The 24,507-nt window shown below is 71.7% G+C and carries 19 protein-coding genes and 1 pseudogene; 8 read left to right on the top strand and 12 right to left on the bottom strand.

Annotated elements, in window-relative coordinates:
• Window positions 1-44: 44 nt before the first annotated feature.
• Window positions 45-839, bottom strand: a complete 795-nt coding sequence (locus ACZ67T_RS36595; RefSeq protein ID WP_469990053.1) for an AfsR/SARP family transcriptional regulator — start codon at window positions 837-839, stop codon at window positions 45-47.
• A 251-nt stretch (window positions 840-1,090) separates the two neighbouring features.
• Here ACZ67T_RS36595 and ACZ67T_RS36590 point away from each other — a divergent pair, with 251 nt between their 5' ends.
• The 4 genes from ACZ67T_RS36590 to ACZ67T_RS36575 all read left to right on the top strand — a co-directional run bounded on the left by ACZ67T_RS36590 (window position 1,091) and on the right by ACZ67T_RS36575 (window position 5,712).
• Entirely contained in the window at window positions 1,091-1,498 is a 408-nt protein-coding gene (locus ACZ67T_RS36590; RefSeq protein WP_469990051.1) for a hypothetical protein, read from the top strand.
• Window positions 1,495-3,771 (top strand): TOMM precursor leader peptide-binding protein, encoded by a 2,277-nt coding sequence (locus ACZ67T_RS36585; protein ID WP_469990049.1) that lies wholly within the window; start codon window positions 1,495-1,497, stop codon window positions 3,769-3,771. The genes ACZ67T_RS36590 and ACZ67T_RS36585 overlap by 4 nt, the downstream gene beginning before the upstream one ends.
• 90 nt (window positions 3,772-3,861) lie before the next feature.
• Window positions 3,862-5,076, top strand: a complete 1,215-nt coding sequence (locus ACZ67T_RS36580) for a sensor histidine kinase (RefSeq protein WP_469990048.1) — start codon at window positions 3,862-3,864, stop codon at window positions 5,074-5,076.
• Between the two features lie 21 nt (window positions 5,077-5,097).
• Window positions 5,098-5,712: a response regulator transcription factor gene (locus ACZ67T_RS36575; protein ID WP_116509063.1), complete on the top strand. Its 615-nt coding sequence runs from the start codon at window positions 5,098-5,100 to the stop codon at window positions 5,710-5,712.
• 126 nt (window positions 5,713-5,838) lie between these two features.
• On the opposite strand, the pseudogene ACZ67T_RS36570 reads toward ACZ67T_RS36575, so the two are convergent.
• The 11 genes and pseudogenes from ACZ67T_RS36570 to ACZ67T_RS36520 all read right to left on the bottom strand — a co-directional run.
• Window positions 5,839-6,177, bottom strand: a pseudogene (locus ACZ67T_RS36570) (4'-phosphopantetheinyl transferase family protein); the annotation flags it as partial.
• Window positions 6,178-6,547: 370 nt separating this feature from the next.
• The gene (locus ACZ67T_RS36565) at window positions 6,548-7,798 is read right to left on the bottom strand and encodes an acyltransferase domain-containing protein (protein WP_469990046.1); all 1,251 of its coding nucleotides are present in this window, start codon (window positions 7,796-7,798) and stop codon (window positions 6,548-6,550) included.
• Window positions 7,799-7,844: 46 nt separating this feature from the next.
• Complete coding sequence (locus ACZ67T_RS36560) at window positions 7,845-9,581, bottom strand: acyl-CoA dehydrogenase family protein (protein WP_469990045.1); 1,737 nt, start codon at window positions 9,579-9,581, stop codon at window positions 7,845-7,847.
• Entirely contained in the window at window positions 9,578-11,323 is a 1,746-nt protein-coding gene (locus ACZ67T_RS36555) for a fatty acyl-AMP ligase (protein ID WP_469990044.1), read from the bottom strand. The genes ACZ67T_RS36560 and ACZ67T_RS36555 overlap by 4 nt, the downstream gene beginning before the upstream one ends.
• A 127-nt stretch (window positions 11,324-11,450) precedes the next feature.
• Window positions 11,451-11,630, bottom strand: a complete 180-nt coding sequence (locus ACZ67T_RS36550; RefSeq protein WP_469990042.1) for an acyl-CoA carboxylase subunit epsilon — start codon at window positions 11,628-11,630, stop codon at window positions 11,451-11,453.
• Between the two features lie 120 nt (window positions 11,631-11,750).
• Entirely contained in the window at window positions 11,751-12,383 is a 633-nt protein-coding gene (locus tag ACZ67T_RS36545; RefSeq protein WP_469990040.1) for an antibiotic biosynthesis monooxygenase family protein, read from the bottom strand.
• Window positions 12,370-13,359 (bottom strand): aromatase/cyclase, encoded by a 990-nt coding sequence (locus ACZ67T_RS36540; protein ID WP_469990038.1) that lies wholly within the window; start codon window positions 13,357-13,359, stop codon window positions 12,370-12,372. The genes ACZ67T_RS36545 and ACZ67T_RS36540 overlap by 14 nt, the downstream gene beginning before the upstream one ends.
• Before the next feature lie 125 nt (window positions 13,360-13,484).
• A complete protein-coding gene (locus tag ACZ67T_RS36535) occupies window positions 13,485-14,516 on the bottom strand; it encodes a ketoacyl-ACP synthase III family protein (protein ID WP_469990036.1) in 1,032 nt (343 codons plus the stop codon).
• A gap of 42 nt (window positions 14,517-14,558) precedes the next feature.
• Window positions 14,559-16,205 carry a citramalate synthase gene (gene cimA / locus ACZ67T_RS36530; protein ID WP_469990035.1) on the bottom strand — a complete coding sequence of 549 codons (1,647 nt, stop codon included), beginning with the start codon at window positions 16,203-16,205 and terminating at the stop codon, window positions 14,559-14,561.
• A 223-nt stretch (window positions 16,206-16,428) separates the two neighbouring features.
• Window positions 16,429-18,234, bottom strand: a complete 1,806-nt coding sequence (locus ACZ67T_RS36525; protein WP_469990033.1) for an MFS transporter — start codon at window positions 18,232-18,234, stop codon at window positions 16,429-16,431.
• A gap of 97 nt (window positions 18,235-18,331) precedes the next feature.
• Complete coding sequence (locus tag ACZ67T_RS36520) at window positions 18,332-19,378, bottom strand: CaiB/BaiF CoA transferase family protein (RefSeq protein WP_469990031.1); 1,047 nt, start codon at window positions 19,376-19,378, stop codon at window positions 18,332-18,334.
• 195 nt (window positions 19,379-19,573) lie between these two features.
• Between ACZ67T_RS36520 and ACZ67T_RS36515 the strand changes: the two genes are divergently transcribed.
• The 4 genes from ACZ67T_RS36515 to ACZ67T_RS36500 all read left to right on the top strand — a co-directional run bounded on the left by ACZ67T_RS36515 (window position 19,574) and on the right by ACZ67T_RS36500 (window position 24,375).
• A complete protein-coding gene (locus tag ACZ67T_RS36515) occupies window positions 19,574-20,803 on the top strand; it encodes a cytochrome P450 (RefSeq protein WP_469990029.1) in 1,230 nt (409 codons plus the stop codon).
• An 82-nt stretch (window positions 20,804-20,885) separates the two neighbouring features.
• Window positions 20,886-22,007 (top strand): epoxide hydrolase family protein, encoded by a 1,122-nt coding sequence (locus tag ACZ67T_RS36510; protein WP_469990027.1) that lies wholly within the window; start codon window positions 20,886-20,888, stop codon window positions 22,005-22,007.
• Window positions 22,008-22,096: 89 nt separating this feature from the next.
• Window positions 22,097-23,356, top strand: a complete 1,260-nt coding sequence (locus ACZ67T_RS36505) for a cytochrome P450 (RefSeq protein ID WP_469990025.1) — start codon at window positions 22,097-22,099, stop codon at window positions 23,354-23,356.
• Window positions 23,353-24,375, top strand: coding sequence for a zinc-binding dehydrogenase (locus tag ACZ67T_RS36500; protein ID WP_469990023.1), 1,023 nt, complete (start codon window positions 23,353-23,355; stop codon window positions 24,373-24,375). Before ACZ67T_RS36505 ends, ACZ67T_RS36500 begins: the two co-directional genes overlap by 4 nt.
• The last annotated feature ends 132 nt before the right edge of the window (window positions 24,376-24,507 follow it).

Here is a 24,507-nt window from a genome sequence, read left to right as displayed (position 1 = left end):
CGGCTAGAGACGTGCTGGAGAAGCCGTGGGCGGCGCCCGGAGGGTCAGCCGGAAGCGGGCACCTGCACGTCCAGGGCCGGGTCGGCGGACAGCACCGCCTGGTGGAGCTGCTGCAGCCGGGCCGAGGGTTCGAGCCCCAGGTCGTCGACTAGCGTCACGCGAAGCCGCTGGTACGCCTCGAGCGCGCGCCAGGCGCTGCCCGACCGGTGCAGTGCGGTCATCAGCTGGGCGCAGAAGTTCTCGTGCATCGGGTGCCGGGCGACCAGGACGCGCAGTTCCGGCACGATCTCGGTGTGCCGGCCGAGCTTCAGGTCGGCGTCGATGCGCCGCTCCAGGGCGGCCATCCGGTCCTCTTCGACGCGGAGCACCTCGAGTTCGAGGACGGTTCCCACGCGGACGTCGACAAGGGCGGAGCCGCGCCACATCTTCAGTGCCTGGCCGAGAAGTTCGGAGGCGGCGGCGTAGTCGCCCGCCTCGTGCGCGGCGCGGCCCGACGCGGTGATCCGGGTGAACTCGTGCGCGTCGACCTGTCCCGGCTGCACCTGGAGCAGGTAGCCGCCGTGCTGGGTGACCAGGACGTCCTTGGCCTGTCGTGACGGGTCGCCGTCGAGGGCGGCGGCGATCTTGCGCCGCAGCTGCAGGATGTACGTCTGCAGGGTGGTGGCCGCGCTGCGCGGGATGTCCTCGCCCCAGATCTCCTCCATGAGCGTCGCCACGGTCACGACCCGGTCGGACTGCAGAGCGAGCAGCGAGAGGATCTGACGCGGTTTGGCGGCGGTCGGTACGACGGACACCCCGTTCTCACGGGCCGTCAACGGCCCAAGGACATTGATCTCCATGATGGCGCCCTCCCCTTCGTGCGCTGGTGCGGCAGGTCCGTCGGCGGGCCTGCACAGGTTTTGCGGAGTCTGGACCGAGCCTCGCACCCACTGCGGTCGAGTCCCAGTGAGGTGGTCACGAGGCCGGGCGTGAAAATGTCATGCCCCGATGGTGAGCCCGGCACTGTGCCGTGTGACGGGGCGGACCGCAGAATCCTGGCCATCGGCAAGCGAACGACGCCGCTCAGGATCAACTCGCCAGGGGGATCATCATGGACACCACCGTTCAGCTGACTTCGGATCACCAGTTCGCACTGCTCACCGCCAGGGCCGGCTTGGAGCCCGACCTGGCCCAGCGCTACACGAGCGACCCGGTCTCCGTACTCACCGAGTTCGGCCTCCCAGCCATGGAGCCGGTGTACGGCGACGACTTCGCCGAGCTCTTCGGGGAGGTGTACGAGAACAGCGCCGACGGCGGCGGCCTGGTCATCGACGACCTGGACTGCCCGTCCGCGATCACCCTGTACGGCTGCGCCACCGGCATGGCTCCGCTGCCCGGCGAGTCACAGCGCGAGCTGGTCATCGACAACCTGGACCGCCCGTCCGCGATCACTCTCTACGGCTGCGCCACCGGCATGGCGCCCCTGCCCGGCGAAGAGGCCGCGGCGGCGCGTGCATGAACACCTCCGGGGGGAGAGCGCTCGCCGAACTTCCGGTGGGCTTCAAGAGACACCTGCGGGTGGAGGCGATCGAGGGGGACGCCGTCTACCTGCTGTCGGAGCGGGGGACGACGGCCTTGCAGGGCCGTGAGGTCCAGCAGCTGGCGGCGCTGCTCGACGGCACCCGCACCCTGGCGGACGTCCTGCGGGAGGCGGCGGCCACGCTGCCGCCGAACACCGCGGCCCGCATGATCGCCGAGCTCGCCCGGGCCGACCTGGTGGGCTATCACGACCCGGCCACCGATGCCTCGACGGAGGCGTACTGGGAGATCGCCGGCGTGCACGGGCCCAGCGCCTCCGCCTCGTTCCGCCAGACGCGGGTGGCGCTCGTCCACCTGGGGAACGGGGATGCGGCGGCGGCGCGGGCCGAGTGCCGGGCGGCCGGCCTGCGGATGGCCGCTCCCGGCGAAGAGGACGCGGCCGAGGTCTCCCTCGTCCTGTGCGACGACTATCTGGACCCGCGCCTCGCCGAGGTCGACGCCGTGCACCGCGCGTCGGGCCGGGCCTGGCTGCTGGCGAAGCCGAGCGGCGCGGAGACATGGGTGGGCCCGGTGTTCGGCGGCGCGGAGGACGCGTGCTGGGAGTGTCTGGCGCACCGGCTGCGCGGCCACCGGTCGTCCACGGCTCCGGTGCGCCAGGCCCTGGGACTCGGGGGTGTGGTGCCCGTGCCCGAGGCCTCGTTCGCCACGGTGCGGGCCCTGGGCCTGCACACGGCGGTGCTCGAGGCGACGAAGTGGGTGGCCGGTATGCGGTACGACGGGCAGCGCGCCGTCTGCACGCTCGACACCCGCACCCTCGCCACCCGCCGGCATCCGGTGACCCGGCGTCCGCAGTGCCCCACGTGCGGGGATCCGGAGCTCGTCGCGCGGCAGGTGTCCGAGCCGTTCACGCCGCGCTCCAGCCCCAAGTCCCGCACGGTGGGCGGCAATCACCGGTCGCTGAGCGCGGAGGCGGTGCTGTCCCGCTACCGGCATCTGGCCGACCCGGTCACGGGCGTGGTGTCGGAGCTCCGCCCCGCGCCCGGCTCCCCCGACGGACTCAACCGGTATGTCGCGGGGCGCAATCTCGCGCTGGGTGACAGCCGTTCGCTGGCCGGCCTGCGCGGCGGGCTGCGCGGTCAGAGCGGCGGCAAGGGAACCACGCCGCAGGAGGCCGAGGTCGGGGCGCTGTGCGAGGCCCTGGAGCGTTACTGCGGCAGCCGGCAGGGCGACGAGCCCACGGTGCGCGGCACGCTGGCCGGGCTCGGGGAGGCGGCCCTGCACCCCAATGCCTGCCAGCTGTTCTCCGACCGGCAGTTCCGGGAGCGGCACACATGGAATCCGCGGCACTCGCGCTTCCAGCAGGTCCCGCCCGCGTTCGACCCGAAGGCGCCGGCCGACTGGACGCCGGTGTGGTCGCTCACCTCGGGCCGGCAGCGGCTCCTGCCCACGTCGATGCTGTACTTCGGGCCGGGTCCCGACGGGGTGACGGCCGCGCCGTGGGCCGACTCCAACGGGAACGCGGCGGGCAGCAGCCCGGAGGACGCCGTCGTCCAGGGCTTCCTGGAGCTGGTGGAGCGGGACGCGGTGGCGCTGTGGTGGTACAACCGCACGCGCCAGCCGGCGGTGGACCTCGACGCGTTCGACGAACCGTGGCTGGCCCGCACTCGGCAGGCGTACGAACGGCTCGGCCGGGAGGTGTGGGTCCTCGATCTCACGTCGGACTTCGGCATTCCGGTCATGGTGGCGATGTCCCGCCGCACCGGCGGAACCGCCGAGGGCATCTCCTTCGGCTTCGGGGCTCATTTCGATCCCCGCCTTGCGCTGCGCCGGGCGGTCACGGAAATGGCACAACTCCTTCCCCCGAAAGCGGACTCGGCCGAATTCCTGTCAACGGATCCCGATCTATCTGCCTGGTGGCAGGGGGCGACGGTGGAAAATCAGCCATACGTTCGCGCGGATCCAGCCGAAGGTCCACGGACCCCCGGTTCCTATTCCTTTCCGGAACACGGCGATCTACTTGGTGACATCAAGTTGGCTGAAACCCTCGTACGTGACCGTGGCATGGAGATGCTGATACTCGACCAAACCCGCCCCGACGTGGGACTTCCTGTTGTGAAGGTGATCATTCCGGGAATGCGGCACTTCTGGGCCCGCTTCGCCCCGGGGCGCCTCTTCGAGACGCCGGTGGAGCTCGGACACCTCACACGCCCTCTTACATACGAGGAAATCAACCCCATTCCCCTCTTCGTCTGAGTTCGGCTGTCGCTCCGTTTCGCTGGCTCGCGACCAGCGAATGGACTTAACATGCGTCCGCCACTACCGATCCTCGCAAGGAGGCGGCAAATGCCGACGAGGGACGTCGTTCCGTTCTCACCACGGTCCCAGGCTCCCGCCCCCCGACTGGCTCACGCGATCATCGTCGCGGCGCTGGTCTGTTACGCCACGATGACCGTGCTGAACGTGGTGCGGACGCACCCCACCACAGGAGAACTCACCCTGTGCGTGGCCCTCGTACTCGCCCTGTTCGGCACGCAGTTGGCGGTCTCCTCGCCGCAGGCCCGCCGGTGGCCCACCCGGCGCAAGGTGCTCGTCCTGCTGCTCCAGGCGGCGCTCACCTTCGGGCCGCTCGCCCTGTTCAGCATCAACTGGGGCAGCATGGAAGGTCCGTTGGCCGCGTCGCTGCTGCTGACACTGCCGGCCAGGTTCGCCTGGCCGAGCTACGGACTGCTCATCGTCTTCATCCCGGTGTACAACGTGCTGGCCGGGGCGCCGGTCGACCTGGTGCTCTACTTCACCATCGCCAGCACGCTCACCGGCCTCGTGATCTACGGTCTGACCCGGCTCACCGACCTGGTCACCGAAGTGCACGAGAACCGCGAGGAACTGGCCCGGATGGCCGTCGCGCAGGAACGCCTGAGGTTCGCCCGGGACCTGCACGACCTGCTCGGGTACAGCCTGTCCGCCATCACGCTCAAGGGGGAGCTGATCCAGCGGCTGATCAACACCCGTCCGGACAAGGCGCGTCAGGAGACCCTCGCGGTGCTCCAGGTGGCGCGGCAGGCCCTGGCCGACGTACGGCTCGTGTCCAGCGGGTACCGCAACATGTCTCTCATCGAGGAGGCGGAGTCGACGGGGACGGTCCTCTCCGCCGCCGACATCCGCGCGGAGGTCGAGGTGGAGTGCGGCCGACTGCACCCCGTCGTCGACACCGTGCTCGCCACCGCGCTGCGGGAGGGGGTCACCAACATCCTGCGGCACAGCCAGGTGCGGGTCTGCACCATCAAGGCGGAGATCGAAGAAGAAACGATCCGGCTCGGCCTCACCAACGACAATCCGCACGAACAGAGCGAACTGGAGTCCGCCTGCTCGGGCGGCGGCTCCGGTCTGGACAACCTCCGGGGCAGGTTCGCCGCCATCGGGGGCGGGCTCTCCGCGGGGCTGCGGGAGGACGGCCGATTCCATCTGGAGGTCTGGGCGCCGCTCAGACCCACGGGCCACGACGAGAACGAGCTACTGGTGTTCGAGCCAACGCGCCCGGAGAGAACCGCCGTAGCCTGACACATCTAACCGGGGGTACAGATGTTGTCCGTCAGAATCCTCCTCGCCGAGGATGTCCACATGATCCAGGGCGCGCTCGTCGCGCTGCTCCAGCTGGAGCCGGATCTCCATGTCGTGTCCACCGTCGACCGGGGCGACACGATCGTCGCCGCCGCGCTCGAGTCCAAACCGGACGTGGCGGTGATCGACATCGACCTGCCCGGCATCGACGGGCTGACGGCGGCGGCCGAGCTGCACGAACGGCTGCCCAGCTGCCGCACGCTGATCCTCACCTCGCTCGGCCGCCCCGGCACCCTGCGGCGCGCCCTGTCCGCCCAGGTGTCCGGTTTCCTCCTCAAGGACTCGCCGCCCAGCCAACTCGCCCTGGCCGTGCGGTCGGTGGCGACCGGCCGCCGGGTCGTGGACCCCCAGCTCGCGCTGTCGGCGTGGGACTCACCGGAGAACCCGCTGTCCCCGCGCGAACTGGAGGTCCTACGCCTCGCCGCCCGGGGCGCCGACGCCGCCGAGATCGCCGGATGCCTCTATCTTTCCAAGGGCACGGTCCGCAACTACTTGACGGCCATCGTCGGAAAGCTCGGCGCGCGCAACCGCATCGACGCCATCCGGATCGCCGAGGAGGCCGGCTGGCTGCCCTGACGGCCCCGGGTTCCGGCCCTGCCCCGGCGCGCCGAGCAGCGCGTCGAACATGCCGTCGTCCAGCATCGTCCGGACCGACAGGTCCGCGAGCTCACCGAAGCCCGCGTCGCACACGGCGACCGCGATGACGTATCCCGCCCCGGCGGGGTACGTGCCGAACTGCCACTCACCGCCCGGCACCCGCGAACCGTCGGGCCGGGTCAGCCGCGGTTCCCCGTCGTCGAGCGCGAACCCGAACTCCGTGAAGCGGAACCGCAGTCCCTGCCCGAGCGCCTTGCTGTACGCCTCCTTGAGCGTCCACAGGCGCACCATCGTGTCGTTGCGCACCTCGTCACCGCCCGCGTCGAGACACGCCTTCTCGTACGGTGTGCAGGCCTGACGCTCCGAACCGGTGTGCGCGAGGCGCCGGTCCGCCCGCTCCACGTCCACGCCGATCCGGCCACGCCGGGTGATCCCGACGACCATCATCTCCTCGGTGTGGCTGAGGCTGACGTCGATCTGGTCGCAGCCGCGGACGTACGGGCGCCCGCCCGGCTGGTAGGCCAGGTCCACCAGGTCGGGGGCGGTGCGCAGGACGGCCGCCGCCGAGTAGCGCAGCAGCAGCCGGGAGGCCACGAACCGCTCCCGGGTGCGGGGCTGGGCCAGGCTCTCGTAGCGCCGCCAGTCGCGGCCGAGGCGGCGGCGCAGCTCGCTCTCCGTCCCGCCGGCCGGCAGCCAGTCGGGCATCGAGGCGTGGAGCACGACACTGCCGGTGCGCCGCAGCTCGCCGTGGATGTCGCCCCAGGACTCGTCCGGCCCCGGCGCGGGCAACGGGCGTCCCACCCGTTCCCCCACCTCAGGCTCCGGGCAGGGCCGCGGCCAGCGGTCCGGCGTCGAGGGCGGAGATCACACCGGCCAGGTCGACGGCGTCGCTCGCCGGCCCCTGGCACACCGGGATGCAGGCCGGGCCGCGCAGGCCGCCGCCCATCCGCCGCAGATACGGGGTGAGGACGGCCTGCGGGCCGATCTCCACGACGTGGGTGGGCGCCTGCTGGGCGAGCAGGCTGCGGGCGGCGTCGGCGAACCGCACGGGCGCGGTGATCTGCTCGGCCCAGTACGGGGCGTAGAGCGGTTCGGTGGCGAGGCGGCCGTAGACCGTCGAGTAGAACGGGACCTGGGCGGTGCCGCCGGGCATCTTGCGGACGACGGCCTCGAACTTGGGGACCACGGGCGCCATCAGCGGCGAGTGGAAGGCGTGCGAGACGGCCAGGTGGCGGCAGCGGATGCCGCGTTCGCCGAGGCGGGCCTCGATGCGGTCGAGCGCAGTCCGGTCGCCGGAGAGCACGATCGCCTTGGCCGCGTTGATCGCGCTGATGCCCACGGCCGGTTCGGCCGCGACGAGTTCGGCGGCCTCGTACGGGGTGATGCAGACGGCCATCATGCCGCCGCCCGGCGGCAGGTACTGCATGAAGGCGCCGCGCATGGCCACCAGCTTCGCGGCGTCGGCGAGGGTCAGCGCGCCGGCGATCGTGGCGGCGGCGAACTCCCCCACCCCGTGGCCCAGTACGGCGGCCGGGCGCACTCCGGCCTCCTCCAGGGTGCGGGCCAGGGCGTACTCGACGGCGAACAGGGCCGGCTGTGTGAGCGCGGTGCGGTGGATGCGCGGGTCGTCGGACAGGATCAGCTCCACCACGGACTGCTTGGTCCACGGGCGGACCGCCTCGTCGGCCTCGTCCAGGAAGGTGCGGTACCCGGTTGAGTTCAGGTACAGGCCGGAGGTCATGCCGGGGTGCTGGGAGCCCTGGCCGGTGAAGACGAACGCGGCCCTGACCTGGCCGCCGCCCCGGCCCGCGTCACGCATCGCCAGCAGGTTCGAGAGCTGCCGCACGGTGGGGAACGCCCAGACGTCTTCCGGTTCGATGAGCGAGCCGAACTCTTCCTCGATGTCCCCGTAGAGGCTGAGGGCCGCCACGGAGTCGAGGCCCTCCTCGGTCAGCGGCACGTCGTCCGCGACCCCGTGACCGAGGTAGTGGGCGACCCTCTCGGTCAGCCATTCGCGGTGGGCGACCGCGAAGTCTTCCTGGGCGTTGGGTGGTTGCTCCTGCATGGGTGTGCTCCCTGTCGGGCTCTGGGGTGGGGGGTGGGGGCGACAGTCAGGCGAGCGGCGAGGCGTAGAGGTCGTAGCTGCGCCGGTTGTGCAGCCGGGCGACGACCTCGTCGAGGACGAGGCGCTCCGGTTCGGCGGGCCGGTCGGGCAGCGGCAGGCCGAGGCGGGCGACGAGCCGGTACAGGACGGCGGTGATCCAGGCCTGGCCGGCGAGGAACGCGTCCGTGCGGCCCGCCGGCGCGGAGCGCTGTTCGCGCCACACGCCGAGGCAGGCCGCCGCCGCGAGGACGAGGGTGTACCGGTCGGCGAGGCCGAAGCTCTGCGGGCTCGACAGGGCCTCGCGGTCGCCCTCCGCGACGGTCTCGAACGCCTTCTTCAGTTCGGCGAGTTCACCGGTGAGGACCCGGGCGAGGAAGCGCAGGGCCGGCCCGCCGACGCTGTCGTCCCCGTGCGGCGGTCCGTCCGCTTCCAGCAGGTCCGTGCACGCGACCAGGGTCGCGGCGAGCGGGTCGCCGTCGCCGAGCAGCACCGGCTGGGACAGGTCGAGGGGCGGCAGGTCCCCGTCCGGCCTGAACAGTTCCGGCGGCGGCTCGGGGTCGGCGAACCACGCGTGCCGTGCGAAGTACGGCAGTTGGGGCAGGATGCTGACCTGCCGCCCCGCGCTGCCCGCGTGCCCGAGCGAGGTGACGGGCAGGTCGCGCCGCTGCTTCTGGAACATCGCGTACGCGCCGTCCTGGGCGAATGTCTCCTCGCCGAGCACGGACGACATCTCGTCCACGCTCTCGGCGACGAGCTTCGGGGCGAGGTAGGCGGCGGCCGCCGCGTAGGCGCTCATCTGCCGGGGCAGCAGGTGCAGGGCGCGGGTCGCGACCAGGGCGAGGCAGTCGATGATCAGCAGGTCGAGGAAGCCGCCGGTGAGCACGTCCCGCACATGGCGCACGTCGAGCGACGAACGGCCGTCCGCGCGCGTGCGGTTCGCGAACCGGGCCACCGTGCGCAGCGCGGTGTCGGCGCCCGCGAGCACGATGGACGGGATGAGCCCGCGGATGAGCAGCGAGGAGCGCAGCGACAGCTCGTAGCCGTCGCCGACCTCGCCGAGCACGGCGCTGTACGGGACGAGGCAGTCGGTGATCCGCAGTCCGCCGAACTCGGCGCTGCGCATCCCGGTCGTCGTGCGTCGGGCCAGGTTCTCGACGGCGCCCTCGGGCAGCTCGTCGCGGTCGAGCAGCAGCACGCTGTGGCTGCGGCCGCGCGCTGCCGCAGCCATGCGGGCGAAGAGGACAAGCCCTGTGGCGCGCGAGGCATTGGCGATGGCCGACTTGCTGCCGTCGATGACGAGGCCGTCCGGAACCTCCCGCGCGGTGAACTCGTCGCGGACGAAGTCGTTTCCGTGGGCGACCTCGTGCCGGGCCACCGCGAGCCGCCGGCCGCTCAGCAGGAACCCGGCGGCGAGGCGGCGCTGCGCGTCGTCGCCCGCGGTCCACACCGGGGTCGCGGCGAAGAAGCAGTTGAGTCCGTAGCCGAAGCCGAGCGAGGCGTCCCGGCGGAACACCGGGCGAAGCAGCCGGCCAAGGAGGTCCATCCGCTCAAGCCGGCCGCCGACGTCGGCGGGCACGAACTCGGCGTTGAGCCCGAACGCGTCGAGGACCTGTTCGGCCTCGGGCAGGACGGTGCCGGCCGCGTCGGCGGCGAGCAGCGCGTCGGCGCCGAGCGGGTTGCCCGGGTCGTCGAGGGCGCCGAACGCCAGCTCCAGGGCATCGATCCGGTCCTCCGCCGTCGTCATCGCCGCCTCCCTGCCGCCATGAGCTGCTCCACGTCCGGTTCCATCCGCTGGTGCAGCGGGGCGAGTTCGCCGCGCAGGAAGAGCCGGCGCATCGCCGCCCGCTCGACCTTGCCGCTCGTGGTCCGCCGGACCGTGCCCGGTCTGACGAGGACGACTCCGGCGGTGCGCACCTCGTACTCCTCGCTGATGCGCTGCTGCACGGCGGCGGCGAGCGAGGCCAGGTCGATGTCGTAGCGGCTGCCGGAGCGCAGTTCCTGGATGATCACGATCCGTTCCCGCACGCCAGGGAGCGCGAAGGCGGTGGCGGCGCCGAAGAGGCCGCTGACCTGCTGGACCGTGCGCTCCAGGTCCTGCGGATAGAGGTTGCGGCCGGCGATCACGATCATGTCCTTGAGGCGGCCCGTGACATGGAGCAGGCCGCCTCGGAGCGCGCCGAGGTCGCCGGTGCGCAGGAAGCCGTTCTCGCCGCCGGTGATCCGGCAGCCGAACACGGCGGCGGTCTCGGCGGGGCGCGCCCAGTAGCCGGGCCCGACGCTCTCGCCGCGCACCCAGATCTCCCCGACGACTCCGTCCGCCACCTCGGCACACGTGTCCGGGTCGACGATCCGTACGTCGACGGAGGCGGGCGGGCCGCAGTGGGCGACGGTGCGGCCGGGGCCGACGGGGTCGGTGAGCCGGCCGCTCTCCAGGGCGGCGGCGTCCACGGAGCGCCCGGCCGCGGCTGGGGCGGTGTGGGTGCCGGAGACGATGAGGGTGGCCTCGGCCAGGCCGTAGCAGGGGGCCAGTGCCCCGGGGCGGAACCCGGCGGGGGCGAACCGCTCGGCGAACGCGTCGAGCGTCGCGGCGTCTATCGGCTCGCCGCCGTTGACGGCGGTCTCCCAGCCGGACAGGTCGAGGCCCGCGAGCTGGCTGTCGTTGACGCGGCGCACGCACATCTCGTACGCGAAATCGGGGGCGGCGCTGACGGTCAGGCCGTAGCGGGAGATGGTCTCCAGCCAGTTCGCCGGGCGCTTGACGAACGCCGTCGGGGTCAGCAGGACCGCGGTGCCGCCGAGCCACAGCGCGTGCAGCAACTGGCCGACGAGGCCCATGTCGTGGTGCAGGGGCAGCCAGCCGCCGAGCCGCGCGCCGGGCCGTGTGCCGAGCGCTTCCTGGATGGCGCGCTGATTGGCGAGCAGGCTGCGGTGGGTGACGATCACGCCGCGCGGGTCGCGGGTCGAGCCGGACGTGTACTGGAGGTAGGCGACCGTGTCGGCGTCGGCCGCGAACGGCTCCCACGGCCCGGCGTCGGCGAGCGCGGCGGGGCCGTCGGCCGGCAGACAGACGACCTCGCCGTGTCCGGTGCGGGCGAGCAGCTGGGAGACGTCCGCCGCCTCCGTGGTGGACGTGAGCACGCACGCCACGGCGGCTTCCTTGACGATGCCGGCGAAGCGCTCGTCGTGGTGGCCGCGCCCGCCGGTCGGCGCGACGGGGACCGCGATGGCTCCCGCGTACAGGCAGGCCAGGAAGCTGGTGACGAACAGGGCGCGGGAGCGGTGGGCGATCAGCACCCGGTCCCCCGGGCCGACGTGCCGGCCGAGCACGGACGCCAAGTTCCTTGCCGCGCGGTCGAGTTCCGCGTAGGTGACCGTCTCGGGCCGCAGCGTGCCCTCGTGCTCGCTGAGGAGGATCAACGCCTCCCGGTCCGGCGTCATCGCCGCCCGGCCTTGGATGTGCTCCGTAAAGGTCTGCTGACCGCTCACGCCTCCCCCTCCCCTGCCGCGGCGCCGCCCTCGGGGGACGGCCCACGGCCGGCTCTGCTGTCGGCGCTGCGGCGGTGCGTCCCGCTGGGACGCCCGCCTCGCCGGTGGATGTACGGCGAACTCGCGCTCACGGCGTGGTCCCGGCCGGCCGGGGCGCGAACCCGCCACCCTTGACGGTCCAGCCGACGTACGCGGCCTTGGTCTCGTCGTCGGGTTCGCCCGCGCGGCGCACGAGGGCGAGCAGCACGGCGGTGACGGCCGCCAGTTCGGCGTCGTCGGGCCTGCCGCGGACCACAGTGATACGCATCTGGTTCACCATGCAGACAGCTTGCGCGCACCCGCTCGAAGCGTGCTCGTGCGCCACACGCGCCGGAGCCGAGGACCTTGGCGGCCCTCGGCTCCGATGCGGCTGAACGCGTTCGCCGGGTCAGACGACGACGCGTTCGTACGCCACGTGCCGGGTTCTCAGCACCTCGACGTCGGCGGTGCGGCGCATCTGCTCGGCCTGGGCGCGGTGGCCCCGGTCGGCGAGCGCCCGTTCGCAGTCCTCGGTGTCGCGCCACCACTGGATGCCCGTGTAGGTGTCGGGGCGCAGCGTCGAGCGCAGCAGGTCGCTGCCGCCGAACCCGCCGAGACGGGCGAAGTGCTCGCCCGTCTCGGCGAAGAGCTGCTCGAACGAGGACGAGGTGGCGCCGAAGGTCCTGGCCTGGGTCAGGACGACGTTCCGCGCCCCCACGACGGCGTTCTCCTTGAGCACGCGCCCCACGCTCACGGCCTGGTCCACCTCGGTGTTGACGAGGGGGCCGAGCTTTTTGACGTGCGCCTGGAAGGTGTCGTCGTGGACGGTGTCGAGGAATCCCCGCATGGTCCGCCAGTGCCCGAGGTGGACGTAGACGTCGGGTCGTTCGACGAGCTGGACGGTGACCAGGAAGTCGAATCCCTCTCGTGTGCGCAGGTACTGGGAGTGGTCCCGGAACTCGCGCTCGAACCCTTCGGCGTCACCCTTGACCTCGAACCGGTTGACCACCGTGATCGGCGTGTCCTGACTACGACTGTGCACGCACTTCCTCCGCGAACTGCTTGGCATGACGCAACGTGGTGGAGCTGTTGGTCCCGAGGGCCTTGCGCACCAGGGCGCGGGCCTCGGCGAGTGTGGCCTCGGGGCCGAGGGCGGTCCGCACACCGCCCGGGTCCAGGGTCACGGTGTGCCACGACGTGGCCCGTACCGTGCCGTCGCCCAGCGACTCGATGACCCAGCGTCCGGTGTGGCCGCTCATCGCGACCGGAACCCGGAGCTGCTTGTAGACGATGACCTTGCGGTCCTCGAAGCAGACGCGGACCGAGGTCGTGTTGTGCGTCGACCCGTCCGGGCTCGCGGTGTCCATGTCCATGTGCTGGATGCCGGGCTCGTCCTCGGTGAGGTCGAGGCGGGCCACGTGCGGAAGGCGCTCGGGCCACAGGTCGGCGCGGTCCAGGAAGGCGAAGACGTCGCCGGCCGCGCCGAAGACGGTCTCGGAGTCGCTGAAGGTGAAGTGGAGTTCCTCGCGGGCGTCTCCGAGTTCGGCGGTGTTCTTCAGGGCGAGGAGTTCGGCGCGGCTGTTGGTGTCGACGGCCTTCTCGATGAGTTCCTCGGCGGCCGGGTCGCCGTCGACGGCGCGGTAGTCGTGCAGGAGCGTGACGCGGGTGGTGCCGTCCTCCAGCTCCTGGAACTTCCACTCACCGCCCATCTCCGCGACCGGGGCGGCCGTCACGACCTGGCGGAAGGTGATGGAGCGGGCCGCCGGGTCGAGGACGCGGCGGGAGGTCCAGGTGCGCACCTTGTCGCCGGCGACGGCCCAGATCCGCAGCAGCTGGTCGCCGCCCTCGGCGGGGGCCTCTTCGAGCACCTCGACGTGCACGGTGGGTCCGAACACCTGCGGCCACTCGGCGACAGCGGCCACCAGGGCGTACACGGCGGCGGGAGACGCGGCCACGGTGATGGAGTGCTCCGTGACGTGGAGTGCGGCGGTCTCGGACGTGGTGGTGGTCGGCGCCACGGCAATTCCCTTCGGACTGTCCGCTGCAGGGCGGATCACAAGGTTGGCATGAGGTGCTCAAGCGGCACTGGAGAAATGGTGGACCGGTGTCCTGAGCGTGACGTTCAGATTGCGCCGGGGCTCAACTACCGTGCCCAGTGCGGCCGTTCGAGGATGTCGAGCACGGCGCAGCCCCAGCTGTAGCCGGCACCGACGCTGACGAGGATGACCCGGTCGCCGGGCTTCGCGCACCCGGAGACGGTGAGGTGGTCGAGGCCGGCGAACTGGTCGCCGGCGCCCAGGTGTCCGACCGTGCGGCTGTAGTCCCAGGTGGTGCGTGCCGGGTCGATGCCGAACGGCTTGTAGTAGATGGACGTCAGACGCCGCCGGCCGAAGTGCGGAAGCACCACCCAGTCGGCCTCGCCGAGTTCGGACCCGGCGTCGGCGAGGGCCTGTTTGATCACGATCTGCTGGCCGTTGTGGGCCCGGGAGATCGCGTACGAGATTCCGGCGCGGCCCACGAAGGCGCGTTTGGCGGCCTCGAAGTCGACGGGCATGCGGTGGCCGAACGGCGCCGTGGTGAACGGGTCGTCGCCCCGGTGCAGCGGTTCGAGGTCTGAGTCCGCGTGCAGGGCGAGCGAGACGAGGCGGGCGTGGCCGCCGCGCCTGGAGAGGACGAGCGCGGTGGCGCCGTCCGCGTAGGGCGTGCCCGGGTCGGTGTTCCAGCGGTCGATGCCGGGGGCGCAGAAGCGGTCGGCGGTGGTGAGGAGGGCGTCGCTGTGGCCGTGGCCCGCGGAGAGGTAGGCGGTCGCCAGGTCGAGTGCGGCGAGTCCGCCGTTGGACATCTGCCGGATCTCGACGGCCTGGCAGGAGTTGCCGAGCGTCTCGCGCTGGATGTACGAGCCGACGGGCCACAGGTCCTGGCCCTGGTGGTAGGTGTCGGCGTGCAGCAGGAGGTCCACGTCGCCGCCGTCGGTGCCGGCCCGCTCGAGCGCGGTGCGCGCGGCGGCGGCCGCCATCTCGGCGGCCGACTCGTCGGGTGAGTACGCCACCGACTCCATGCCGGTGGCCGCGGCGGTGCCCGGCGGGCAGTCCCCGGCGGCGACGGCGTCGGCGATCGGGATGCGGGCGGGGAGCCGCGTGGCGGTTCCCCGTATGTAGACGTCTTCCAGACGCACTGTCTCTCCAACTCTCCGGGTAGGGGGGGCCGGGCCGGCGGGTCAGGGGCTGAGGGGTTCGGCCAGGGCGTGGTGGGCCGGGGCGCCGGTGGCCCGGCCGGGCCGTTCGTCGAGCAGGACGTAGTGGACGGCGTCGAGGAGCGCGTGCCAGCTGGCAGCGGTCGTGTTGGCGTCGACGCCGACGGTGCCCCAGCGGCGGTCGCCGTCCTGGTAGGAGATGAGCACGCGGGCGTCGGCGCTGCTGCCGGTCTCGCCGCTGAGGACGCGGACGCGGTAGTCGACCAGCTGGAGCCGGGCGAGCGCCGGGAAGCAGGGGTCGAGGGCGGCGTGCAGCGCGGTGTCGAGGGCGTTGACCGGGCCGTTGCCGTGGCCGGTCGCGGTGATGGAGCGGCCCTGGACGGACAGCCGCACGGTGGCCTCGGTGCGGACGGCTTCTTCGGCGTCGCCGGCCTGCGCGCCGAAGACGCTCACGGACCACGACTCGACCTCGAACGGCCTGGTGCGCGGGGCGCCGGTGAGTTCCTCGCGGAGCAGCAGCTCGAAGGAGGCGTCGGCGGACTCGAAGCTGTAGCCGGCGCTCTCCAGTTCCTTGACGCGGGTCGCGGCGCGGGCCACCTCGTCGGAGCCGGCCTCGACGTCGTAGCCCAGCTCGCGCGCCTTGAGTTCGATCGAGGAGCGGCCGCCCATGTCGGAGACGAGGGTGCGCATCGCGTTGCCGACGAGCTCGGGGCGGGTGTGCTGGTAGAGGTCGGGGTCGACGCGCAGGGCGGAGGCGTGCAGGCCGGCCTTGTGCGTGAACGCGGACTCGCCGATGTAGGGCGCGGCGGCGCTGCCCGGCAGCTCGGTCAGTTCGGAGATGGCGCGGCCGGTCGCGGCGAGCCCCGCGAGGCGTTCCAGGGGTACGACCTCACGGCCGCGCTTGAGGACGAGGTTGGAGATGACGGTGAACAGGTCGGCGTTCCCGCACCGTTCGCCGTAGCCGTGCGCGGTGCCCTGGGCCTGGATGGCTCCGGCGTCGATCGCCGCCATGGTGTTGGCGACGGCACAGCCGGTGTCGTTGTGGCAGTGGATGCCGAGCTGGACGCCGGTCATGGCGTGGGTCTCGGCGACGACGGCGGCCACCTCGTCGGGCAGGGAGCCGCCGTTGGTGTCGCACAGGACGACGGTCTCGGCGCCGGCCTCGGCGGCGGTGCGGACGACGGCGAGGGCGTACTCGCGGTTGAGCTGGTAGCCGTCGAAGTAGTGTTCCGCGTCGACGAAGACGCGCCGTCCCGCGTGCACGAGGTGGCGTACGGTGCCGCCGATCATGGACAGGTTCTCGGCGAGGGTGGTGCGCAGGGCGTCGCGCACATGGCCGGTGTGGCTCTTCGCGACGAGGGTGATGACGGGGGTCTCGGCCGCGAGCAGCGCCCGTACCTGCGGGTCGACGGGGGCCGGGACGCCGGCTCTGCGGGTGGCGCCGAACGCGGCGAGCACGGCGTGCTTCAGGTCGAGTTCGGTGCGGGCCCGGCGGAAGAACTCGGTGTCCCTCGGTACGGCCCCGGGCCAGCCGCCCTCGATGAACCCGACGCCGAGTGCGTCGAGCTCCATTGCGACGGCGAGCTTGTCCTCGACCGTCAGCACCATGCCTTCCTGCTGGGCGCCGTCGCGCAGGGTCGTGTCGTAGAGCTGGAAGCTCTGCTCGGCCATCGCCCCTCCCTTGTCCTGTGTGCGCCGGTGGTACCGGCCTCCGGATGCTGACCCCACCGTCGGGCGGCGGCCCGGAGAACCGCTGGAGCGGTGATGGACCGTGCCCTCGACGGCCCGGCCGCAACACCGACGGCGCGGCGGGACCTCAGGCACCGTCGTGGTGTCCTGCGGTCCCGCCGCGCCGTGGGCGGGAAGGGTGAAGAGGTGCTGCCGGGGCGGGAACTCAGACCGCCGGGGCGGCCTCGGGAGCCGTGCCGTCCGTGCCGGCTGCGGACTCGGCACCCTCGTCCTCGGGGGCCTCAAGGCGCATCTGCCGCGGGATCGCGAGCATCAGCAGGAAGGCCAGGGCGACGACGCCGGCGAAGACCCACAGGGTGGTCTGCAGGCTGAGCGCGAACGAGTTGCCCGTCGACTCCTCGGCGTACTTGGCGAGGACCGGCGCGGCCTGCTGGTTCCGGAGCTCGGGGGCGGTGCAGCTCTTCGGTACGACGGCCGGGTCCTTCTCGTCCACCCGGGCGACGGCGCAGCTCTTGTAGGCCGCGACGGTGGCGTCGGCCTGACCCGGGGTCAGCTGGGCGGTGGCGACGAGGTCCTTGCGCAGGTGCGCGGCCTGGTCGTCGATCGCCGAGCCGGTGTTGCCGGCGAGCCCGGCGAAGAAGACCACGCTGACGAGGGCGCCGCCGATGGCGAAGCCCAGCTGGGCGTTGGTGTGGACGATGCCGGACGCGGAGCCCGCGTCCTTCTGCGGCACCTCGGAGATCACGATCTGCGGCAGCGGAGCGGCGATCAGGCCGAAGCCGAGGCCGACCAGGAGCATCGGCACGACGAGGTGCCAGGAGCTGATCTCGCTGCCGTAGTGGCCCGCGGCCCACAGGAAGCTCAGCGTGCCGGCCACGGTGACGACGGCGCCGGCCTGGAGCACCTTGCGGCCGAACTTCGGCACCAGGGCGATCATCGCCGCCGACGAGGTCAGGAAGGCACCGACGCAGAACGAGATGCTGGTGAGGCCCGCGCGCATCGGCGACCAGCCGAGACCGACCTGCATGTAGACGGTCCAGCCGATGTTGAACATGCCGATGCCGATGTAGAAGGCGAGGTTGACGCCGAGGCCTGAGGTGAAGCTGCGGATGCGGAACAGGGCCAGCTCCATGAGCGGCGAACCGTCGAGGGCCGTCTTGCGCTTCTGCCACAGGACGAACGCGGCGAGGACCGGCACCGAGGCCACCATCGACACGAAGCCCCACAGCGGCCAGCCCAGTTCGCGGCCCTGGAGCAGCGGGAAGATCAGCAGCAGCAGTCCGGCGGTGGCGAGGAAGACGCCGCGGACGTCGAGCTTGAGGGCGTGCGGCGCCTTGGACTCCCGCAGGACGCGCGGGGCGTAGATCATGCCGAGGATGCCGACCGGGATGTTGATGAGGAAGATCAGGCGCCAGTCGAGGCCGAAGAGGTCCCACTCGGCGAGCGGTCCGCCCGCGCCCATGCCGACGGCGGCGGCGAGTCCGGCCACACCGCCGTACATCGCGAAGGCACCGGCCCGCTCCTTCGCGGAGAAGGTGACGTGGATGATGGCCAGGATCTGCGGCACCATGATGCCGGCGAAGGCGCCCTGCACCATGCGGGAGGCGACGAGCTGCCAGGGCTCCTGGGCGGCGCCCGCGCCGAGCGAGGCCAGCGTGAAGCCGACGACGCCGAGCAGGAACATCCGCTTGCGGCCGTAGATGTCGCCGAGGCGGCCGCCGAGGATCAGCAGGAGCGCGAAGCTCAGCTGGTATCCGACGAGCACCCACTGGATGACGGAGTAGCCGCCACCGATGCCTTGCTGGATCGCGGGCGACGCCACGTTGGCGATGGTGCCGTCCAGCATGTCCATGAAGGCGGCGACGAGCAGCACCAGGAGCGCCATCCAGCGCTTCGGGTCGGGCGCTGCCGCGTCGTTGTGGTGGTCCGCGGCGATGTTCTTGTCCGCGGCCGCTTCGTCCCTTGCTACCTCCCTCTCCTCGGGCGGAGCCTGCTCGGAGGAAATAGCCATGGTGTACCTCTCAGAATTGGGGGGACCGGACAGTCCTCGGAGAACGCCGCTCAGGCCTGGACGGCCTTGGACCATCGGGACCGCAGGATGCCCGTCGTCAGTGGAGTTCCGCTGGAGTGCGGCTGAAGCGCGGGGCCACTGCGGCGGGACCGCTTCCGCGTGCCTGGTGGTGCGGGTGGGACGCGGCCTCCGCGGCGCTGAGGACCGGGGTCACGCACGCCTCCGTCCCCTCGAACAGCTGGGCCCAGTGGTCGCGGCTCCGGCCGGCGAAGCGGTTCGCGAACTCCCCTCGCAGGGCGGGCCAGTTGCGCGGTGCGTCGCGGTCGGGCAGCGCCGCCGCGTCGAGTCCGAGTCCGTGCACGAGGGCCGCGTAGAACCGTTCCTCCAGGGCACCCACCGCGACGTACCCGCCGTCGGCGCACGCGTAGCAGGTGTAGAAGGGGGCGCCGCCGTCGAGCAGGTTCGTGCCGCGCTCGTGGCGCCACTGTCCGGCGGAGCGCATGCCGACGAGCATGCCGAGCATCGCGCCGACCCCGTCCACGATCGCGGCGTCGACGACCCGGCCCGTCCCTGTCGACTCGCGTTCGTACAGGGCCGCGAGGACGCCGGCGATGAGGAACATGGATCCGCCGCCGAAGTCCCCGAGGAAGTTCACCGGAACGACGGGCGGGCCGCCGGCCTCGCCGATCGCGTCCAGAGCGCCGGTCAGGGCGCAGTAGTTGATGTCGTGTCCTGGGGTGTCGGAGAGCGGCCCGTCCTGGCCCCAGCCGGTCATCCGGGCGTAGACGAGGGCCGGGTTGCGGGCGTGGCACGCCTCGGGTCCGATGCCGAGGCGTTCGGCGACGCCCGGCCGGAAGCCCTCGACCAGGACGTCGGACGTCTCGACGAGGCCGAGGAGCTCGGAGACGTCGTCGGCGTTCTTCAGGTCGAGGGCGATGCGGCTGCGGCCGCGGTCGAGTTCCTGGTGCCACGCCTCGAAGGAGCGCCGGCCGTCGGCCCGGTCGACGCGGATCACCTCGGCGCCGAGGTCCGCGAGGATCATGCACGCGAAGGGAACCGGCCCGATCGCCGCGAGTTCGACCACCCGCAGCCCGTTCAACGGACCGGCCCCGTGAGGCCGGCCCTCTGTCGTCGCTATGCCCATCCCGGGAGGCTAGGGAGCGGCGGCGGAGTCCGGATCGAGTCCCGCTGGAGCGCGGGCGGCGGTGGCTCCACCTGTGCCCGAGGGCGCGGTGGCAGCGTGCTCCGGGAACTGTTGTGCGTCCGGTTCTTCACGACGTGACTCCGCTTGTGCAACTCCCGTAACTCCCCGCAGCTCTCCCGAGAGGAAGGATTCACTGTGACCACCAGTGCCACGGAGCAGGGCGCCGCCGCAGAGGCGGAGACCAGGACCTTTCCCTACGCGCGGCAGTGCCCGTTCACGCCCCCGAAGGAGTACGAGGAGATCGTCGAGAAGGACGTCTCCCAGGTCACGCTGAAGGGTTCCGGCCTCCAGATCTGGACGGTCGCCGGTTACGAGACCATCCGCACCCTGCTGACCGACCCGCGCGTCAGCGCGTCCCGCAAGCACGACAACTTCCCCTTCTACTTCATCGCGCCGCCGGAGTACCGCACCGAGACGTCGTTCATCGGGTACGACGGCAAGGCGCACAGCGACACGCGCCGCAAGGCCGCGCTGACGTTCACGGCACGGCAGGTGCGGCGGCTGCGTCCGCGCATCGAGGAGATCGTCGACGACCACCTCGACAAGCTGCTCGCGATGACGCCGGTGGTGGACTTCCACCACGCGTTCTCGCTGGCCGTGCCGATGACGGTGATCTGCGAACTGCTCGGGATCCCGCAGGACCGGCACGAGTTCTTCATCAAGCACGGCACGGCGCTGCTCGGCGGCCACAGCTCCACGGAGGAGCGGCAGGCGGCGATCGTCGAGGTGAACGAGTACGTCAACGACCTCATCCAGCTGAAGAAGCGCGAGCCGGGCGAGGACCTGCTGAGCCGTGCGATGGCGGACTACGAGGCGTCCGGCGAGGAGTACACCGACCGCGACCTGTTCAACATGGTGCGACTGCTGATGAACGGCGGCCACGAGACCACCGCGAGCCAGATCTCGCTGGGCACGGCCTGCCTCCTGGAGAACCCCGACCAGCTCCGACTGCTGCTCTCGGACCCGTCGTTGGTCAAGCCGGCCGTCGAGGAGCTGGTGCGCTTCGCGACGATCGGTGACACGGCGGTGCCCCGGGTCGCCCTGGAGGACATCGAGATCGGCGGGCAGGTCATCCGCAAGGGCGACGGCATCCTCTGCCTCGGTCTCGCGGCCAACCGCGACCCGGAGGTCTTCCCCGAGCCGGAGAAGCTCGACATCACGCGCGGCAGCCGCAAGCACCTCGGCTTCGGGCACGGCGTGCACCACTGCATCGGCGCGGACCTCGCGCGCCTGGAGCTGGAGATCGTCTGGAGCAAGCTGTTCCAGCGCATCCCGACCCTCGAACTCGCCAAGCCCTTCCTGGAGATACCCCGGAAGGAGGGGGCCGTGATCTACGGGCTGTGGGAGCTGCCCGTGAAGTGGTGAGGTCTACCGGCGCTCGAGCCGCCGTCCGTAGCGTGACGTCCGACGCCGCAGTCCCGGCCTCGGCAGCCCAGGAGGAAGACGCATGAGCACCGCAGTGACGCCGTTCCGCGCCGAGTTCCCCGAGTCGGATCTCGCCGACCTGCGCGAGCGGCTGTCCCGCACCCGCTGGCCGGAGAACGAGACCGTCGACGACTGGTCGCAGGGGGTGCCGGCGGGCTACCTCCGGGACCTCGCCACGTACTGGCAGACCTCGTACGACTGGCGGGCGACCGAGGCGCGCCTTGCCGCCCTGCCGCAGTTCCGCACCGAGATCGACGGGCTCGGCATCCACTTCTTGCACGTCAGGTCCCCGCACCCGCAGGCCAGGCCGCTGCTCCTCAGCCACGGCTGGCCCGGCTCGGTCGTCGAGTTCCTGGACATCATCGGGCCGCTCACGGACCCCGAGGACCCCGCCGACGCCTTCCACGTGGTCTGCCCTTCGCTGCCCGGCTTCGGCTTCAGCGACAAGCCGGACGCCACGGGCTGGACCATCGAACGCACCGCGGCGGCCTGGGCGGAGCTGATGGGCCGCCTCGGCTACGAGCGGTTCGCGGCCCACGGCACCGACTGGGGCTCCTTCCTCACCGGCATCCTGGGCGAGACCGTGCCGGAGCGGCTGATCGGCATTCATGTGGCGATGCCGTTCGCACGGCCGCCGCAGGAGCAGGTCGAGCTCGACGAGCGGGATCTCGCCGGCCTCGCCGCGCTCAAGGACTTCCAGGCGAACGAGGGCGCGTACTCGGTCCTCCAGGCCACCCGTCCGCAGACCCTCGGGTACGGGCTCGCCGACTCGCCCGTCGGGCAGCTGGCCTGGATGATCGAGAAGTACTGGGCCTGGAGCGACCACGACGGTGACGTCGAGAAGGTCATCCCGCGCGACCGGCTGCTCGACGCGGTGACGCTCGCGTGGCTGGCCGGGACGGGCGCGTCGTCGGCCCGGATCTACTGGGAGAGCCACAACAAGATGGCGCTCGGCCGTGTCGACGCGCCGACCGCGTGCGCCGTCTTCCCCAAGGACGCGCGGATGCCGCGCGCCTGGTGCGAGCACCGCTTCACCGATCTGCGCCGCTGGACCGACCACGAGAGCGGCGGTCACTTCCCGGCGCTCGAACAGCCCGAGCTGCTGGTCGGCGAACTGCGCTCGTTCTTCGGCACGCTGGCCTGAACTCCACTCGTGAGCACGGCCGTTGAACCCCGCCGGCCGTCCCGGCCCGTCCACGTGATTCCTGATTCCCGAACCCGGAGGCCCTGCCCATGACCGCCCGAACAACCGGGGTGAGTGAAGAACTCCCCGAATTCCCGTTCCCGGGGACGAGTTACCGGGGCCCCGACCCGCTCTTCACCCGGCTGCGTGCGGAACGGCCCGTCGTACGGGTGCGGTGGAGCGGCGGGGGTCATGCCTGGATCGTGACGCGCCACGAGGACATCAAGGCGGTGCTCGACGACACCCGGTTCAGCCGGGCGGCGTCGTACGCGCCGGAGGCACCGAAGTTCAGCGGCCTGTTCCAGGCGCCGCCCGGGATGATCGTCTCGCTCGACCCGCCGGACCACACCCGGCTGCGGGTCCTGGCGGAGCAGGCGTTCTCCCCGGCGCGGATCGAGGGCATGCGGCCGCGGGTGCGCGAGCTTGCGGGCCGCCTTCTCGACGCCCTGGGGAAGCAGCCGGCGGACGGGCCTGTGGACCTCGTCGAGGGCTTCGCCGCCCCGCTGGCCATGGGCGTCATCTGCGAACTGCTCGGCGTGCCAGAGAAGGACCGGGACCAGTTCCTCGTCTGGGTACGCCAGTTCGCCGACGTCTCCGGTCCCGAGGAGCTCGCCGTCGAGGGACGCGAGAACCTCGGCGCGTACATCGCAGGCCTGGTGGCGGGCAAGCAGGCGCAGCCCGCCGACGACGTGCTGTCCGACCTGATCACGGCCCGTGACGGCGAGGACCGGCTCGGCTTCGAGGAGCTGGTCGGGCTCGGCTACACGCTGCTCGGCGGCGGGTTCGACTCGGCCGCTGGGCAGATATCCAACTTCGTCCTGACCCTCCTCGACCGCCACGCCGACGTGTGGCGGCGGCTCGGCGAGCACCCCGAGGACGTCCCCGCCGCCCTGGAGGAGCTGCTGCGGACGGTCAACCTGACCGGCAACGACACCTCCGGGATGCCGCGCATCGCCACCGAGGACGTGACGATCGGGGACACCACGATCCCGGCCGGTGACGCCGTGTTCCTCGCCTTCGCCTCCGCCAACCGCGACGCCGCCGTCTTCGCCGACCCGGAGACCGTGGACTTCCGCCGTACGGACAACCCGCACCTGGCCTTCGGCTACGGCATCCACCACTGCCTGGGCGCACCGCTGGCCCGCGTCGAACTCGCCGTCGCACTGGAGGAGTTGACTCGCCGCTTCCCGGACGCGCGCCTCGCCGTGCCGGAGGGCGAACTGCTGTGGCGGGCCGGCGACGTGAACCACAACCTGGTCAGCCTTCCCGTCCACCTGAGCACGAGCACCGTGAGTAGGAGCACCGTATGAGCAGCGTCGAGCTTCCCGCCGTCAGCAAGGAGGTCCGTCTCGCGGCCTACCCCGACGGCGAAGTCACCCTGGACCACTTCGAGTTCGGCGAGTCGGAGCTCACGGCGCCCGGCAATGGCGAGGTCGTCGTCCGCAACGACTGGATGACGCTCGGCTCCGTGGCCCGCGACCAGATGAACCCGGACACGAAGCTGCCGATCCCGGTGTTCCAGCCGGGCGTCGCCATGTGGGGCCGCACCGTCGGCACGGTCGTCGCGTCGAACAGCGACACGCTCGCCGTCGGCGACCTCGTGGAGCACTTCTCGGGCTGGCGCGAGTACGCGACCGGGGACGCCCACGGGTTCTTCAAGCGCGACCGCGCGCTGCTGCCGGGTCCCGAGTACTTCCTGTCCCAGGGGCCGACGGCCTGGCACGGCATGGTCGGCACGGCGGGTGTCTCCGAGGGTGACACGGTGTTCGTGTCGGGCGCGACCAACGGTGTCGGCGCGCTCGCCGGGCAGATCGCCAGGCTGCGGGGCGCCAAGCGCGTCATCGGCAGCACCGGCTCCAAGGAGAAGATCGACTTCCTCGTCGAGGAGCTGGGCTTCGACGCGGCCTTCGACTACCACGAGGGGCCGGTCGCCGAGCAGCTGGCGGAGCTCGCGCCCGACGGTCTCGACGTGGTCTTCGACAACGTCGGCGGCGAGCAGTTCGAGGCCGCGGTGCAGGTCGCCTCGCGCGGGGCCCGCTTCGCGCTGTGCGGCGCGCTGTCGGGGCAGCACGGCTCGGGTGACGGTGGCGCTCCGCGCCTCCAGCTGATGTCGGCGATCACCAAGGACCTGACGCTGCGCGGGTTCGCGACGCTGCACACCCCGGACCAGATCGAGGAGTGGAACGCCCAGTTCGGCACGTGGCTGCGGGAGGAGCGCATCGTGTTCCCGCACACGGTCGTCGAGGGCGGGGTCGCGGAGCTGCCGACGGCGTTCGTCGCGCTGCTCGACCGCAAGTACAGCGGCACGGTGCTGGTGAGAATGAGCTGACCGGATTCGGTGAGCCCGCGGTGGTGGGGGGGGAGGGGGGTTTGTTGGGAACCCCCCCTTTTTTTTTGGACACAGCAACCACGAACCAAACAAAAAGAAACACCCCCCCCTTTTCCAAAACAACACAACACC

The sequence above is a fragment of the Streptomyces sp. NPDC107517 genome, from assembly GCF_055582645.1.
The sequence above is the reverse complement of the archived record's forward strand: the minus strand, read 5'-3'. Positions and strand labels throughout refer to the sequence as shown.